Raw genomic sequence first — 15,745 nt, 5'->3', positions numbered from 1 at the left:
TTGATACTGCCAGCAGTTCTCACTGCACAGGCAGATATCATGACCTTTCACATTGCTAATGCGCCCTGTAGCTGGGGCGTCGACGATCCCGCTAATCTCTGGCTGCCGCCATGGCAGAAAGTCCTGACTGAAGCCGCTCTGGCTGGTTATCCCAGTATTGAACTCGGCCCCTGGGGCTATCTGCCAGCCGATGCAGCCGAACTGACCCGGCAGCTTAATGCGCATCAGCTTTCGCTGGTGGCGGGTACGATTTTTGATGATTTGGTCAGTGAAGCGCATTTCCCTGAACTGGTGACGCTGACCCACAACCTGTGCCGTACCCTGGCCAGCGTACCAGCCACCGTCAAAACGCCCGGCGCCAGCGCGCCTTATCTGGTGATCATCGACTTCGGGAATCCGGAGCGGGCGAAATATGCCGGTCAGTCAGAAAAAGCGCCACGGCTCTCCGCTGACGACTGGCAGCGCATGATGCGACACATCACCATTCTGAGTGAGATTGCCTGGCAGGAGTATGGCGTGCGACCGGTGATCCATCCGCATGCGGGCGGCTGCATTGAGTTTGCCGATGAGCTTGCGCGGCTGGTCAGTGATATTCCGCATCAGGTGGCTGGTTTATGTCTGGATACCGGCCATCTCTATTACGCCGGGATGGATCCGGTCGCTTCACTGCAACAGTACTGGACCCGCATCGATTACCTCCACTTCAAAGACGTTAATCAGCGGGTCTGGCGTGACGCCCTCTCTCGCGGACTCGACTTTTTCACTGCCTGCGCGCAGGGGGTGATGTGTCCGCTGGGGCAGGGCGCAATTGACTATCCGGCGGTGCGCACGCTGCTGACTGAGCGTAACTATCAGGGCTGGATCACCATCGAACAGGAGCGTGATCCGCGCCATGCCGACACCATTCTGCGGGATGTTAAAGCCAGCCTGGACTATCTCCGATCAACAGGATTCTGAGGACAACAGCATGATTAACGGTAAAAAAGCGGCTAATCGCTCGCTGCGCTGGGGCATGATCGGCGGCGGCGGCACCAGCCAGATTGGCTATATCCATCGCTCTGCAGCACAGCGTGACGGAAACTTTGTGCTGCTGGCGGGGGCGTTTGATATTGATGCCGCACGCGGGCGTGAGTTTGGTCAGGCGCTGGGTGTGGCACCGGACCGCTGTTATCCCGATTATGCCAGCCTGTTCGCCGGGGAAGCCGCGCGTGAAGATGGCATTGAGGCGGTGTCTGTCGCCACGCCTAATAATACTCACTTCGCCATTTGCCGCGCGGCGCTTAATGCCGGGCTGCATGTGGTGTGCGAGAAGCCCCTCTGTTTTACGGTCGAAGAGGCGGATGAGCTGGAGCAGCTTAGCCGGGAGAAGCAGAAGGTTGTTGGCGTCACCTACGGTTACGCCGGGCATCAGCTGGTTCATCAGGCCAGGGAAATGATCGCCGAAGGGGCTTTGGGTGAGATCCGCATCGTTAACATGCAGTTTGCCCACGGCTTCCATAATGAGGCGGTGGAGTTGCAGAGTGAAAGCACCCGCTGGCGGGTCGATCCGCGCTTTGTCGGCCCGAGTTACGTGTTAGGCGACCTGGCGACGCATCCGTTATTTATCGCAGAAACGATGTTGCCTCAGCTGAAAGTGACGCGTCTGCTCTGTTCGCGTCAGAGCTTTGTCGCGTCGCGTGCGCCGCTGGAGGATAACGCCTTTGTGATGATGGAGTATGACAACGGCGCAGTCGGCACGTTATGGGCGTCGGCGGTGAATGCCGGATCGATGCACGGGCAGAAGATTCGGGTCGTCGGATCGAAAGCCAGTCTGGAATGGTGGGATGAGCAGCCGAACCAGTTGCGCTATGAAGTGCAGGGCGAGCCAGTGCGCATTCTGGAGCGCGGCATGGGCTATCTTAATCCGCGCGCGCTGGAAGAGGACCGCATTGGCGGAGGGCATACCGAGGGGTTATTTGAAGCCTGGTCCAATCTTTATCGTCGCTTCGCGCTGGCGATGGATGCCACCGATCGCCATGACACCGACTTCCTGCAGAATTTCTGGTATCCCGACGTGCATGCCGGATTAATGGGCGTGCGCTGGGTCGCGCAGTGCGTGAAATCGGCGGATGCCGGTGCAGTGTGGGTGGCGTGCTGAAGCAGAGGGCGAGCCACAGGATGTGGCGAGTGTATCGAACCTTCGATAACGGGTTCGTTCCACAAAAGCAAAAACCCGCCAGAGGCGGGTTCTTTAAATTTTGGTGCCCGAACCCGGAATCGAACCAGGGACACGGGGATTTTCAATCCCCTGCTCTACCGACTGAGCTATTCGGGCAACGGGGCGCATTAAACCGTAAAGGCCGCGGGTCGTCAACGGCTTTCACTAAAAAACCCCTGGAAACGTGACTGATTGCCTGATTTTCAGTCAAAGCGGGTAAAACCTCAGGCCAGCGCGCCATTTTTACGGCACAGCGCGATGCTGTAAACATCCTCCGCCAGCCGCTGTGCGGTGGCGACATCCTGCACATTGCGCTTCACCAGCAGCTTGCTGAGGCAGCCTTCAAGAATCAGCTCCATCTGATCGGCCACCATGCTGGGGTTGTCCAGCGCCTGCTCCACCAGAATGTCGTGGGTGAACTGCCATGAGCCGCGTTTCTGCTGTTCGGCCAGTTGATGGATGGGCTGATCGGGCTGCGGGTAGAAGCTACAGGCGGCGATAAACAGGCAGCCTGGAAAGCGTCCTTTGCTGACCTGCTCACTCAGGACCTCATAGCGTGCCATCAGCTTCTGGTCGGGCGACAGCGATTCATCCAGCAGGATCTGGCGTCGCCAGGTATCAATCTGCTGCCCGTGATAGCGCAGTGCATCGTAGAGCAGGGCGTCACGATCGGGCCAGAACTGCTGAAGCTGGTCACGGGTTAATTCGGATCCCGCCAGGGTTTCCAATGAGAGGGTGGCGGCGAGGCCGTTCTGTTCAAGCACATTCAATGCATGCTCGAGTATCTGTTCACGCTGCAAGTGACTCTCCTCTGGTATGCAGGCCCGGTAATGCACCGGGCAATGACCTGACTCCAGTGTTGTTTACGGGGTAAGTTTCTGCAAATGCGCCCGGAACTCGGCGGCATTGAGAAACCCGGTGATGCGCGATCCGGCTATTTCGCGGCCCTGCGCATCAAAGAACAAAATCGTCGGTAAGCCCAGCACCTGAAGGTGCTGCAACAGCGCGTTATCACTGGCGTTGTTGGCGGTGACGTTGGCCTGGAGCAACTGTACCTGACTCAGGCTATCGCGCACGGCGCTGTCACTAAAGGTATATTTTTCAAACTCTTTGCAGGCGACGCACCAGTCAGCGTAGAGATCGACCATGGTGATGCGGCCGCGGGCCTGCTGCAGCGCGCTATCGAGCTGCTGCGGCGTCTGGATAGTATGGAACGGCAGCGGTGCCACAGCCTGCTGCTGCGCCGGTCCGCCAAAGGCCCAGTCCTGCAACGGGCGTGCGCTGATCAGCGCAGCGGCCAGCATGATAATCTGTACTACGCGCCACTTACCGCTGCTGGCGCGCAGGCTGACGCTGAACGCCCAGCCAAAGAACGCCACGCCGAGCAGGCTCCAGAGCCGCAATCCCCACGCATCGCCCAGCACCCGCTCCAGCAGGAAGACCGGCAGCGCCAGGATGACAAAACCAAAGCCCTCTTTGACGGTTTGCATCCACGGGCCGCTTTTCGGCAGCAGCCGGTTACCAAACAGGGTCACGGCGATCAGCGGTAATCCCATTCCGACCGCATAGAGCCACAGCGTCCCGGCACCGGCCCACAGATTTCCGCTCTGCGCGATGTAAAGCAGAATGGCGCTGAGCGGGGCCGTGGTGCAGGGCGAGCAGATCAAACCCGCCAGCGCCCCCATCAGGAAGACGCCGGGCAGCGAGCCACCCTGCTGACGATTACTCCACAGGGTCAGGCGGGTTTGCAGGCTGGCGGGCAGTTGCAGCGTAAACAGGCCGAACATCGACAGCGCCAGCACGATAAACAGCAGTGAGAGCGTGAACAGCACATAAGGATGCTGCAACGCGGCCTGGAAGCGCAGGCCCGCTGCCGCGACGACTACTCCCAGCAGCGTGTAGGTCAGCGCCATCCCCTGCACATAGACCATCGCCAGCGCGAACAGCCGGCCCAGCGAATAGTGGCGCTGTCCGCCAAGGATAATGCCGGAGATCAGCGGATACATCGGCAGTACGCAGGGCGTAAACGCGACACCGATACCAATCAGTAGCGCCCAGAGCGGCGAGAAAGGCAGCGGGCTGGCGGGCGCGGGCTGAGCGCTGACCGGCGGCGGTGCGCTGCTGGCGGTCACCGCACTTACCGGAACGCTGCGCGTTTCTGGCGGATAACAGAATCCGGCGGCGGCACAGCCCTGATAAGTCACACTGAGCGTGGCGCCGCTGGCCGCCTGTTGCAGCGTCACCGGCAGCGTCAGATCCTGCGGATAGATTTCACTTTTGCCGAAGAATTCATCTTCATGCGGCTGACCAGCCGGCAGCGTTAACGGCGCGATGGTCGCGTTCTGCGGTGTGATGTGGATCTGCTGGCGATAGAGGTAATAACCCGATTTCACTTTCCAGTGCAGGTTGAGCTGCGCGCCCTGCTGGTCGAAGTCAAAAGTAAAGGCCTGATCGACCGGCACAAAGCGACTGGTCGCCGGATTTGAAAAGAGTGAAGCGTGCGCCTGCAGGCCGATAAACAGCGTCAGCAGAAGCGTAATTAAGCGAGAGATGCGTGCAGCCATGACAAGTATTCACTGTCTCCATATTGAACCGGCAGCGCCAGCAGTTCGGGCACATCGTAAGGGTGAGCGTCTTTGAGCAGATCACACAGCGCCTGCTGATGATCGCTGTCGCATTTCAGCAGCATCTGGACTTCGTTGCTCTGCTCCATTTTTCCCTGCCAGAGATACCAGGAGGTGGCGCCCGGCAGCAGTGTGACACAGGCCGCCAGCCTGGCTTCCAGCGCTAAGCCAGCAAGGTGCTCCGCCGTGACCTGATCGGGTGTGGTGCAGAGGATAACGACAGCATTCATCCTGTGACTCCTGTTTTAAAGAGCGCCGATGATAGCACGCTCCATCCGTAACACGAGGAGTGCGCTTATAGCAGCAATCCGCCAAAAACGAAGCCAGAGAGCACCGACAGCGCAATGGCGATCACGCCGGGAATGATAAAGGCATGGTTAAACACATACTTGCCAATCCGGGTCGAGCCGGTGTCATCCATCTCAACGGCGGCCAGCAGGGTCGGGTAGGTCGGCAGCACAAACAGCGCTGAAACCGCCGCGAAGGAAGCGATGGCAGTAAGCGGCGTAACGCCCAGCAGCAGCGCGGCGGGCATCAGCGCTTTGGTGGTCGCAGCCTGCGAGTAGAGCAGCATCGAGGCGAAGAACAGCACCAGCGCCAGCATCCACGGATAGGTTTTCAGCGTGTCGCCCGCCAGCATCTGAATCTCCGCCAGATGTGCCTTCACAAAGGTATCGCCCAGCCAGGCGACGCCCATTACGCAGATACAGGCGCTCATGCCGGACTTGAAGGTGCTGGCGCTGAGGATTTCGCTGGTGTCGAGTTTGCAGGTCAGGCTGATCAGCGTGGCGATGGTCAGCATAAACACCACAATCGCTTCATTGCGTGGCAGTGGCGGATTGACGATCAGCCCGACGCTGGCGCTGGTCGCAGTGGCATAAAGCACCACGGCCACGATGCCCGTCAGAAACAGCAGCACCGATTTTTTCGCGCCCGGTTTTGCTTGGTAGAGGCTGGCGCCGCGCAGCGTGACTTCGCCTTTGGCGAGACGCGCCTGATAAACCTCATCATCCTTTAGCTCACGGCCTAAGAAGTTAGTCACCAGAGCCGCCAGGAAAAGGCCCACCATGGTCGAGGGGATGGCAATCGCCAGCAGCGTGATATAGCTGACGCCGCGCGGCTCAAGCAAAGTGGCGAAGAAAACCACTGCGGCTGAAATGGGTGATGCGGTAATCGCGATCTGCGAAGCCACTACCGCAATCGACAGCGGCCGGGAAGGGCGAACGCCTTGCTCTTTCGCCACTTCTGCAATCACCGGTAATGTTGAGAACGCGGTATGTCCGGTACCTGCCAGCAGCGTCATCAGGTAGGTCACCAGCGGGGCCAGCAGCGTAACGTGGCGAGGATGGCGGCGCAGCAGGCGTTCCGCCAGGCTCACCAGATAATCCATGCCGCCTGCCACCTGCATGGCGGCTATCGCGGCGATCACCGCCATGATGATTTCAATCACATCGAACGGAATAGCGCCGGGTGCCATGCCAAATCCCAGCGTCAGGATCAGCACGCCCATTCCGCCTGCGAACCCGATACCAATGCCGCCAAGACGTGCGCCCAACCAGATCGCCATCAAGACGATAAGCAGCTCAACCACAAACATGAATGACTCCTGAAAGATAAACCGGTAATAGCCGGGTGTGCTGTTTAACAAAAAAAAAGGCACACCGTGTTGATCGCGGTGTGCCTTTGGTTAACCAGCGTCGGTTAAACCTTACTGTTCGTTTTCATCAGTATAACGTTTGGCTTTATAAACCGGGTACATCAGGTTCTGCACCGAGAAGATATCGTCCAGCTCACTTTCCGTCAGCAGGCCGCGCTCCAGCACGACTTCACGTACGCTTTTACCGGTTTCCGCACAGATTTTACCGACGATGTCGCCGTTGTGGTGGCCGATGTAAGGGTTGAGGTAAGTCACGATACCAATCGAGTTGAAGACATAGGCTTCGCACACTGCGCGGTTGGCGGTAATGCCGTTGATGCACTTCTCCAGCAGGTTGTAGCAGGCGTTAGTCAGAATGCTGATCGACTCAAACAGCGCCTGGCCAATCACCGGCTCCATCACGTTGAGCTGCAACTGGCCCGCTTCAGAGGCCATCGTCACGGTGATGTCGTTGCCAATCACTTTGAAGCAGACCTGGTTTACCACCTCCGGTACAACCGGATTGACCTTGGCGGGCATGATAGAGGAACCCGCCTGCAGCTCTGGCAGATTGATTTCATTCAGGCCAGCACGCGGGCCAGAGGAGAGCAGGCGCAGGTCGTTACAGATTTTAGAGAGCTTCACCGCCAGACGTTTCAGCGATGAATGGACCATCACATAGGCGCCGCAGTCGGAAGTTGCTTCAATCAGATCTTCCGCCGGCACCACCGGCAGGTTGCTGACTTCCGCCAGACGCTGTACCGCCAGGTGCTGATAGCCTTCCGGCGTATTGAGGCGGGTGCCGATGGCGGTCGCGCCCAGGTTCACTTCCAGCAGCAGTTCCGCGGTGCGCAGAATGCTTTTGGTCTCTTCGTTCAGCAATACGCTGAAGGCGTGAAATTCCTGCCCGAGGGTCATTGGCACGGCATCCTGCAACTGGGTACGGCCCATTTTCAGGATGGTCTGGAACTCATCGGCTTTGTGCTGGAAGCCTTCGGCCAGCTGACTGATGCCATCAAGCAGTTTCAGTAGCGAGCTGTAGACCGCGATGCGGAAACCGGTTGGGTAGGCGTCATTGGTGGACTGGCATTTGTTCACATGATCGTTGGGGTTGAGGTACTGATATTCCCCTTTCTGGTGGCCCATCAGCTCAAGGCCGATGTTCGCCAGTACTTCATTGGTGTTCATGTTGACCGAGGTCCCGGCACCGCCCTGATAAACATCCACGGGGAACTGGTCCATGCAGCGGCCATTATTGAGCACTTCGTCGCAGGCCTTAATGATGGTATCGGCAATGTTGCGCGGGATGGTCTGCAGCTCTTTGTTGGCCATCGCCGCCGCTTTTTTTACCATCACCATGCCGCGGACAAATTCAGGTATGTCGCTGATTTTGCTGTTGCTGATATAAAAATTCTCAATCGCACGCAGAGTATGAACGCCATAATAGGCATCCGCCGGAACTTCGCGCATACCTAACAGGTCTTCTTCGATACGAATGTTGTTCGCCATGATAACCTTCTTGTTGTTGCCGCTAACCATCACAAAGGATGTGTTTATTTTGTCGTGGTGTACCCGTGCCGACATATTATCCGTCTTCATAGGGGCGTGTGCGATCATATTCTGATGCATATGAAAAGCACGCATGCAGATCACTTAATGCTGCAGCCTGGTTAACGATATGTGAAGTTGGTTACAAAATTAACCCCGCAGGATAAATTTGACAGGATCGGTTGAAAATGGCGGCGCGGGTGCCCATCTCTTTTCTTATCATCCTCAGGATGAACGCTTTCTGCTGACCGGCACGCTGCCGTTCAGCCCCTACTTACAGGAGAGTACGGTGCGCTGGATACCGTTATTAGTCTTTTTCGTTCTGGCCTGGATTGAGATTTCCCTCTTCATTCAGGTTGCACACGTCATGGGCGTGCTGCTTACCATGCTGTTGGTGGTCTTCACCTCGTGCATCGGCGTCTCGCTGGTCAAAAATCAGGGCATGAAAAACTTTATGCTGATGCAGGAGAAGCTGGCACGTAATGAAAGCCCGGCCAATGAGATGATCAAAAGCGTGTCGCTGATCATCGCCGGTTTCCTGCTGCTGCTGCCTGGTTTCTTTACCGACCTGCTGGGCCTGCTGCTGCTGCTGCCACCGGTGCAGAAACATCTGACGCTGAAGCTGATGCCTCATCTGCGCGTCTGGCGGGGACCGGGAGCCGGTCCAGACAGCGGCTACACCATGGATGGCGAGTTCGAGCGTAAAGAGAGCGATCGCCTTGAGCATCATGACGATCACAAGGATCGTTAACCGCAGCTGTCACCTTTGAAAGCGCAACCCTCGGGTTGCGTGAGATTGTTGAAAAACCTGACCCGGCCAGCTGTGAGACCGGAGCCGCACAGGGAACAGGGTCAGATCGGAAAGTCGCAAAATCGTCATCCATGACTGCTCGGCCCGCGCCATCCGTGGCGCGTGACGCTTTCCTCTTCTGACCCTGTTTCCTGCGCCCTGAGCTTAGCCGTTGCTGCCAGGGTCATCTTGTACTGAGTTTGTCAGCACGCTGGCGCAACCTTCGGGTTGCGTTTTTTATTTGCCCCATCATCTGTTCAAAAAGCCATCACTTATCACTCACAGGTAAAAAATTTGTTGTCCGCCCCCTTGAAAGTGGGTGGCAGCGGCCCTATCTCTCTGGTCACGAGGCCGGAAGCCATGCAGCCCGGTGTTCAACCCCAAAACTGAATGATTGGACTTCTCAAAGGAGAGCTATCAAATGAAAATTCGTCCATTGCACGATCGCGTTATCGTCAAGCGTAAAGAAGTTGAAGCTAAATCAGCTGGCGGCATCGTGCTGACCGGTTCCGCAGCCGGTAAATCCACCCGTGGTGAAGTACTGGCTGTCGGCAATGGCCGCATCCTTGAGAGTGGCGACATTAAGCCGCTGGACGTGAAGGTTGGCGACATCGTGATCTTCAGCGAAGGTTACGGCGCGAAAACCGAGAAAATCGACAACGAAGAGGTGCTTATCATCTCTGAGAGCGACATTCTGGCCGTTGTTGAAGCGTAATTTTTACGCGTAATTCACTGAACGAAACGAATTTAAGGGATATTTAAAGATGGCAGCTAAAGACGTAAAATTCGGTAATGACGCACGCGTAAAAATGCTGCGTGGCGTGAACGTACTGGCAGATGCAGTAAAAGTTACCCTGGGTCCTAAAGGCCGTAACGTAGTCCTGGATAAATCTTTTGGTGCACCGACCATCACTAAAGATGGTGTTTCTGTGGCACGTGAAATCGAGCTGGAAGACAAGTTCGAGAACATGGGCGCGCAGATGGTGAAAGAAGTTGCCTCTAAAGCGAACGACGCTGCGGGCGACGGTACCACCACTGCAACCGTACTGGCACAGTCTATCATCACCGAAGGCCTGAAAGCGGTCGCAGCGGGTATGAACCCGATGGACCTGAAGCGCGGTATTGACCAGGCTGTTATCGCTGCGGTTGAGAAACTGAAAGCGCTGTCTGTTCCTTGCTCTGACTCTAAAGCGATTGCGCAGGTAGGTACTATCTCTGCTAACTCCGATGAAACCGTGGGCCAGTTGATTGCTCAGGCGATGGAGAAAGTGGGTAAAGAAGGCGTGATCACCGTTGAAGAAGGCACCGGCCTGCAGGATGAGCTGGATGTGGTTGAAGGTATGCAGTTTGATCGCGGCTACCTGTCACCTTACTTCATCAACAAGCCAGAAACCGGTGCGATTGAACTGGAATCTCCGTTCATCCTGCTGGCTGACAAGAAAATCTCTAACATCCGTGAAATGCTGCCAGTGCTGGAAGCCGTTGCGAAAGCCGGCAAACCACTGCTGATCATCGCGGAAGATGTTGAAGGCGAAGCGCTGGCAACACTGGTGGTTAACACCATGCGCGGCATCGTGAAAGTGGCTGCGGTTAAAGCACCAGGCTTCGGCGACCGTCGTAAAGCTATGCTGCAGGATATCGCTATCCTGACCGGTGGTACCGTAATCTCTGAAGAGATCGGTATGGAACTGGAGAAAGCGGCTCTGGAAGATCTGGGCCAGGCAAAACGCGTTGTGATCAACAAAGACACCACCACCATCATTGACGGTGTGGGTGAAGAAGCGACAATTCAGGGCCGTGTAACCCAGATTCGTCAGCAGATCGAAGAAGCAACGTCTGACTACGACAAAGAAAAACTGCAGGAACGCGTAGCGAAACTGGCAGGCGGCGTAGCCGTTCTGAAAGTAGGCGCAGCAACTGAAGTTGAAATGAAAGAGAAGAAAGCCCGCGTTGAAGATGCGCTGCACGCAACCCGTGCTGCCGTTGAAGAAGGTGTGGTTGCTGGTGGTGGTGTGGCGCTGGTTCGCGTGGCAGCACAGCTGGTTGATCTGCGTGGTCAGAACGAAGATCAGAACGTCGGTATCAAAGTTGCGCTGCGCGCGATGGAATCTCCACTGCGTCAGATCGTTTCTAACGCCGGTGAAGAGCCATCTGTAGTCGCTAACAACGTGAAAGCGGGCGACGGTAACTACGGTTACAACGCGCAGACTGAAGAGTACGGCAACATGATCGACTTCGGTATCCTGGACCCAACCAAAGTGACCCGTTCTGCTCTGCAGTACGCGGCCTCTGTTGCGGGTCTGATGATCACAACCGAATGTATGGTCACTGACCTGCCAAAAGGCGACGCACCTGATTTAGGCGGCGGCGCTGGCGGTATGGGTGGCATGGGCGGTATGGGCGGCATGATGTAATTGCCGTTGACTGCTTAAGTCATCAAAGAACCCCCGATCGGAAACGGTCGGGGGTTTTTCTTTTGGGTGGGAAAATAGTATAAGTAAGGCGCAATCGTTCGTCTTTCCTCTTGATATGTCACGCTGTCTGCGGCTGCGCCGACTGATCGACTGGCTTCATTTTATTCACCAGCATCGGCACGCTTGCCAGCCTGCAAGCGGCGTGAAATATTGAGACGATATAACGGGATAAGGGCAATGAATGTGCAGAAAGAAAAATCCTTTTTCTGCTACGCTGCCACCCGACTCTGATGATAATAAATGGGGATTACAATGCGGATTAACCTCTTGCTCGGACTGACGGCTGGCGCGTTATTGCTGGCGGGCTGCAGCAGCTCTACGCAACTCTCTTCAGCAGGACAGCGCGTGACGTTCACCGATCAGCAGCCTGGCAATACCTGTCAGCTTCTGGGCAATATTACCGGCTCTCAGAGCAACTGGCTGAGCGGTGCAGGCGGGGAAACCAGCGCACTGCGTGGCGCAGCAAACGACCTGCGCAATCGCGCAGCGGAGATGGGCGGTAACGTGATTTATGGAGCAACCAGTCCGACGCAGAACCTGTTGTCCGCGTTCGCGCCACTCGACAGCAAAATGACCGGCCAGGTCTACAAGTGCCCATAATGTGAATCAGGCAGTCTGCCAAATTGAACCGGCCAGCCTTTTACTGGCCGTTTTTATTCCTGACGTAACTGTAAATCTAACGGTGTTTTACTTGGCTCTCCGCCAATTTCACGCGCCAGCTTTGGCACCAGATAGCCGGAGACCTGTGACAGTAATGCACGCACCAGCTGGCGGGCCTCGTCATCTGACACAAAGAAATGCGCCGCACCCTGTACCTTATCCAGCACGTGCAGATAGTAGGGCAGAATGCCGGCATCAAATAGTGCATTGCTCAGGGTGGCCAGCGTCTGCGCATTATCGTTGACGCCACGCAACAGCACGCTCTGATTCAGCAGGGTCACTCCAGCACGCTTCAGGCTGATCATCGCCTCACGCAGCTCATCATCAATCTCCTGCGCATGGTTGATGTGCGTCACCATCACCACCTGCAGACGCGTCTCGCTTAACATCTGACAGAGCTGATCGGTAATGCGCGCCGGTATCACCACCGGTAAACGGCTGTGGATGCGCAGACGTTTCAGATGCGGGATCTGTTCCAGCGCGGCGATAAGCCAGGCGAGCTCATGATCTTTCGCCATCAGCGGATCGCCGCCGGAGAAAATGATCTCATCCAGCTCGGGATGATCGGCGATATAGTCCAGTGCAGCCTGCCAGCTACGCTTGTTGCCGGGATTATCCTGATAGGGGAAATGACGGCGGAAGCAGTAGCGACAGTTGACGGCGCAGCCGCCTTTTACCAACAATAAAGCCCGGTTTCGGTATTTATGCAGCAATCCAGGTACAACGTTGCTTTGTTCATCGAGCGGATCGGTGCTATAACCTGGCGCATCAGTGAATTCCTGGCGGCGGGTCAGTACCTGAAGCAGCAGCGGGTCGTGCGCATCGCCTTTTTTCATCCGGCGGATGAACGCATGCGGTACACGTAAGGCGAAAAGACGCCGCGCATCCGCACCTTCAGCCAGCTCAGTGTGCTGATCAAGGGCTAAAATCCGCAGTAATTCATCAGGTTCGGTGACAACATCCGCAAGTTGCTGCAACCAATCTTCTCTGGAAGGTGTTTTTAGGGTTACAATGTGTGCCATTTTTTTGGCTTAGTACCAGTGTCAATTTTCGTAGAGGGCCTTCATGGCGACTTATTCTAGCAACGATTTCCGTCCCGGTCTTAAAATCATGTTCGAAGGCGAGCCGTATGCCATCGAATCCAGTGAGTTCGTTAAACCGGGTAAAGGTCAGGCATTCGCGCGCGTTAAAATGCGTCGCCTGCTGACGGGTTCTCGCGTTGAGAAAACTTTTAAATCTACCGACTCCGCCGAAGGCGCTGACGTAGTAGATACCAACCTGAACTACCTGTACAACGACGGTGAGTTCTACCACTTCATGCATCCGGAAAGCTTTGAGCAGTTCCAGGTTGAAGAGAAGACGGTAAGCGATGCAGCGAAATGGCTGCAGGATAACGCTGAATGTATCGTTACGCTGTGGAACGGTCGTCCGATCGCCGTTCAGCCGCCGAACTTTATCGAAGCTGAAGTTATCGAAACCGATCCAGGCCTGAAAGGTGATACCGCAGGGACTGGCGGCAAGCCAGCTAAACTCTCTACCGGTGCCGTGGTGAAAGTGCCACTGTTCGTGCAAGAGGGCGAAGTGGTGAAAGTTGACACCCGCTCTGGCGAATACGTGTCACGCGTGAAATAAGATTCGCAGGCGCATCTTCTGGTGCGCCTTTTTCTTGTCTGAGAGAAAAAAATGATCAAGCTGGCAAAATTAATCGCGTTCGCGTTGCTGGTCTCCTCTGCGTTAAGCGCCTGCAACACATTCCACGGTTTTGGCGAAGATGTCTCTCACTTAGGTGGTGCCATTTCGCGGGCAGCAAAATGACCTTAACTGATTGTCCTTTTTAAAGTCTCGCCAGCAGCAACTGCCGGAAATCCGGCTATGCTTAAAGCGCTGTACTTTACATCCATCAAAAAGGACATTGTTATGTTAAAGAAAAGTATTGCTGCAATCTTCTCTGTACTGGTGCTCTCTTCCCTGCTCACAGCTTGTAATACAACGCGTGGCGTAGGTGAAGATGTCGAAGCGGGCGGCCAGGCGATTCAGAACAGCACGAAGTAACCTGTTATTCCAACCGGTACGAAATGCTTTTCGTACCGGCTTGTCAGATTCTGCACTATTTCTGTTTTACCCAGATTAACTCTTCAACCGGGAAACCATCCCGACGCGCCTGCTCAACCAGTTTCTCTTTTACGCCCGGCTCCAGTTGTGGTGTGCGTGACAGTATCCAGAGATAGTGGCGATTCGGTCCACATACCAGCGCATAGCGGTAGTCAGGATCGAGAGCAATCACGTTATAGCCGCCATAGAAGGGGCCGAAGAAAGAGACTTTCAGAGAAGCCCGCGTGGGTTCACCGGTGAAGTAGGCTTTGCCGACGCTCTCCTGCCAGCGCTGCTTTTTGACGTTATAGCCACGGTTGATTACCTTCAGGCCGCCATCTTCACGCGGGCTGTAGTTTGCCGTTACCTGTTCAAGGCCGCGCTCAAAAGGGTGGTTAAGGCGGGCAATCTCATACCACTGACCGAGATAGCGCTGGCTGTCAAAGTTATCTACGACCGTGACGTTCTTTGGCGGCGTAGTGCTGCAGGCGACAGAGAGAAAAGCACTCAGGCTGGCAACAACTGTTTTCCATGGAGACATAGTGGGATTCCTTTGTGATTTAACCGCTTAAGTATAGAAGCCGAAACGCTGTTTTTGGCAGTACGGGCACGAGATTGTTTGCCGCAGGCATTGCAGGTAGACTTCCCCCCCTAATTTGCATCAGGAGTCATCACCATGAGCGAAACGGCAAGCTGGCAACCAAGCGCATCCATCGCCAATTTGTTAAAACGCGCCGCTATTTTAGCAGAAGTGCGTCGTTTCTTTGCCGATCGCGGCGTGCTGGAAGTGGATACGCCGGCGATGAGCCAGGCCACCATTACCGATATCCATCTGGTGCCATTCCAGACGCGTTTTGTCGGGCCTGGCGCTGCGCAGGGGCGCGATCTCTGGCTGATGACCAGCCCGGAATATCATATGAAACGCCTGCTGGCGGCGGGCAGTGGCCCGATCTATCAGATGGCGCGCAGCTTCCGCAACGAAGAGGCGGGACGTCACCACAACCCGGAATTCACCATGCTGGAGTGGTACCGGCCGCATTACGATATGTACCGTCTGATGAACGAAGTCGACGATCTGATGCAGCAGGTGCTGGAGTGTGACAGCGCTGAGTCGCTCTCCTATCAGCAGGCGTTTATCCGTCATCTTGAGCTGGATCCGCTGTCAGCGGATAAAGCGCAGTTGCGTGAAGCGGCAGAGAAACTGGGTGAAGGCGAGCTGGCGCGTGCAGAAGAGGATCGCGATACCTTACTGATGCTGCTGTTTATGCTGGGTGTGGAACCAAAGATTGGTCAGGATAAACCCTGCTTCGTTTATCATTTCCCGGCCAGCCAGGCAGCCCTGGCGGAGATTAGCACCGAAGATCACCGCGTGGCCGAACGCTTTGAGGTCTATTACAAAGGCATTGAGCTGGCGAACGGTTTCCGCGAGCTGACCGACAGCCGTGAGCAGCGTCAGCGTTTTGAGCAGGATAACCGTCGCCGTGCGGCGCGCGGCCTGCCTGTGCATCCTATTGATACATATCTGCTGGATGCGCTGGCGCATGGCATGCCTGCCTGTTCCGGGGTCGCACTGGGTATCGATCGCCTGATCATGCTGGCGTTGAAAGCGGAGTCATTGAGCGATGTCATCGCGTTTCCGGTGGATCGCTGCTAATCGGTTAATCACAAACGATGGCGGATTAGAGGGGAAGGGTTGGCCCGGATGAAGAGTAAAGCGTCCGAGCC

At 55.9% G+C, this 15,745-nt stretch carries 17 protein-coding genes and 1 tRNA gene; 10 read left to right on the top strand and 8 right to left on the bottom strand.

Annotation, left to right across the window (positions count from 1 at the left end; translation table 11 throughout):
• Positions 1–39 precede the first annotated feature (39 nt).
• On the top strand, positions 40–957 hold the full coding sequence (locus GVJ63_RS08925) for a TIM barrel protein (RefSeq protein ID WP_159226721.1): 918 nt from the start codon (positions 40–42) through the stop codon (positions 955–957).
• Positions 958–967: 10 nt separating this feature from the next.
• Complete coding sequence (locus tag GVJ63_RS08920; RefSeq protein WP_033759601.1) at positions 968–2,137, top strand: Gfo/Idh/MocA family protein; 1,170 nt, start codon at positions 968–970, stop codon at positions 2,135–2,137.
• 101 nt (positions 2,138–2,238) lie between these two features.
• Here the strand turns inward: GVJ63_RS08920 and GVJ63_RS08915 are convergent.
• The 6 genes from GVJ63_RS08915 to aspA all read right to left on the bottom strand — a co-directional run bounded on the left by GVJ63_RS08915 (position 2,239) and on the right by aspA (position 7,966).
• Positions 2,239–2,314: transfer RNA gene (locus tag GVJ63_RS08915), tRNA-Phe, on the bottom strand.
• Between the two features lie 107 nt (positions 2,315–2,421).
• A complete protein-coding gene (locus GVJ63_RS08910) occupies positions 2,422–2,997 on the bottom strand; it encodes a transcriptional regulator (RefSeq protein ID WP_010252014.1) in 576 nt (191 codons plus the stop codon).
• Positions 2,998–3,060: 63 nt separating this feature from the next.
• A complete protein-coding gene (locus GVJ63_RS08905) occupies positions 3,061–4,761 on the bottom strand; it encodes a protein-disulfide reductase DsbD (RefSeq protein WP_033787517.1) in 1,701 nt (566 codons plus the stop codon).
• Positions 4,737–5,051 (bottom strand): divalent cation tolerance protein CutA, encoded by a 315-nt coding sequence (gene cutA / locus GVJ63_RS08900; protein WP_158149634.1) that lies wholly within the window; start codon positions 5,049–5,051, stop codon positions 4,737–4,739. Before cutA ends, GVJ63_RS08905 begins: the two co-directional genes overlap by 25 nt.
• A gap of 65 nt (positions 5,052–5,116) precedes the next feature.
• The gene (locus tag GVJ63_RS08895) at positions 5,117–6,418 is read right to left on the bottom strand and encodes an anaerobic C4-dicarboxylate transporter (protein ID WP_033759606.1); all 1,302 of its coding nucleotides are present in this window, start codon (positions 6,416–6,418) and stop codon (positions 5,117–5,119) included.
• Between the two features lie 111 nt (positions 6,419–6,529).
• The gene (gene aspA, locus GVJ63_RS08890; protein WP_010251996.1) at positions 6,530–7,966 is read right to left on the bottom strand and encodes an aspartate ammonia-lyase; all 1,437 of its coding nucleotides are present in this window, start codon (positions 7,964–7,966) and stop codon (positions 6,530–6,532) included.
• A gap of 328 nt (positions 7,967–8,294) precedes the next feature.
• Between aspA and GVJ63_RS08885 the strand changes: the two genes are divergently transcribed.
• The 4 genes from GVJ63_RS08885 to GVJ63_RS08870 all read left to right on the top strand — a co-directional run bounded on the left by GVJ63_RS08885 (position 8,295) and on the right by GVJ63_RS08870 (position 11,869).
• Positions 8,295–8,756, top strand: a complete 462-nt coding sequence (locus tag GVJ63_RS08885) for an FxsA family protein (protein WP_181955364.1) — start codon at positions 8,295–8,297, stop codon at positions 8,754–8,756.
• Between the two features lie 460 nt (positions 8,757–9,216).
• Complete coding sequence (locus tag GVJ63_RS08880; protein ID WP_010251990.1) at positions 9,217–9,510, top strand: co-chaperone GroES; 294 nt, start codon at positions 9,217–9,219, stop codon at positions 9,508–9,510.
• A 49-nt stretch (positions 9,511–9,559) separates the two neighbouring features.
• Positions 9,560–11,209, top strand: a complete 1,650-nt coding sequence (gene groL, locus GVJ63_RS08875; RefSeq protein ID WP_010251987.1) for a chaperonin GroEL — start codon at positions 9,560–9,562, stop codon at positions 11,207–11,209.
• A gap of 312 nt (positions 11,210–11,521) precedes the next feature.
• Positions 11,522–11,869 (top strand): DUF4156 domain-containing protein, encoded by a 348-nt coding sequence (locus tag GVJ63_RS08870; protein WP_010251983.1) that lies wholly within the window; start codon positions 11,522–11,524, stop codon positions 11,867–11,869.
• A 53-nt stretch (positions 11,870–11,922) separates the two neighbouring features.
• On the opposite strand, the gene epmB is transcribed toward GVJ63_RS08870, so the two are convergent.
• Positions 11,923–12,951 carry an EF-P beta-lysylation protein EpmB gene (gene epmB / locus GVJ63_RS08865; RefSeq protein ID WP_064704939.1) on the bottom strand — a complete coding sequence of 343 codons (1,029 nt, stop codon included), beginning with the start codon at positions 12,949–12,951 and terminating at the stop codon, positions 11,923–11,925.
• 43 nt (positions 12,952–12,994) lie between these two features.
• On the opposite strand from epmB, the gene efp reads away from it, so the two are divergent.
• From efp to GVJ63_RS08850, 3 genes are all read left to right on the top strand, one after another.
• Positions 12,995–13,561: an elongation factor P gene (efp, locus tag GVJ63_RS08860; protein ID WP_010251979.1), complete on the top strand. Its 567-nt coding sequence runs from the start codon at positions 12,995–12,997 to the stop codon at positions 13,559–13,561.
• 51 nt (positions 13,562–13,612) lie between these two features.
• Positions 13,613–13,744, top strand: a complete 132-nt coding sequence (locus tag GVJ63_RS08855; RefSeq protein WP_003848306.1) for an entericidin A/B family lipoprotein — start codon at positions 13,613–13,615, stop codon at positions 13,742–13,744.
• A gap of 102 nt (positions 13,745–13,846) precedes the next feature.
• Positions 13,847–13,981 carry an entericidin A/B family lipoprotein gene (locus tag GVJ63_RS08850; RefSeq protein ID WP_003848302.1) on the top strand — a complete coding sequence of 45 codons (135 nt, stop codon included), beginning with the start codon at positions 13,847–13,849 and terminating at the stop codon, positions 13,979–13,981.
• Positions 13,982–14,036: 55 nt separating this feature from the next.
• Here GVJ63_RS08850 and GVJ63_RS08845 read toward each other — a convergent pair whose 3' ends face one another.
• The gene (locus tag GVJ63_RS08845) at positions 14,037–14,561 is read right to left on the bottom strand and encodes a lipocalin family protein (protein WP_061901835.1); all 525 of its coding nucleotides are present in this window, start codon (positions 14,559–14,561) and stop codon (positions 14,037–14,039) included.
• A 135-nt stretch (positions 14,562–14,696) separates the two neighbouring features.
• On the opposite strand from GVJ63_RS08845, the gene epmA reads away from it, so the two are divergent.
• Positions 14,697–15,674, top strand: coding sequence for an elongation factor P--(R)-beta-lysine ligase (epmA, locus tag GVJ63_RS08840; protein ID WP_003848297.1), 978 nt, complete (start codon positions 14,697–14,699; stop codon positions 15,672–15,674).
• Positions 15,675–15,745 lie beyond the last annotated feature (71 nt).

It is taken from the genome of Pantoea sp. 18059 (assembly GCF_902706165.1).
Taxonomy (GTDB): Bacteria; Pseudomonadota; Gammaproteobacteria; order Enterobacterales; family Enterobacteriaceae; genus Pantoea; species Pantoea agglomerans.
This window is presented reverse-complemented; position numbering and strand designations above follow the sequence as displayed.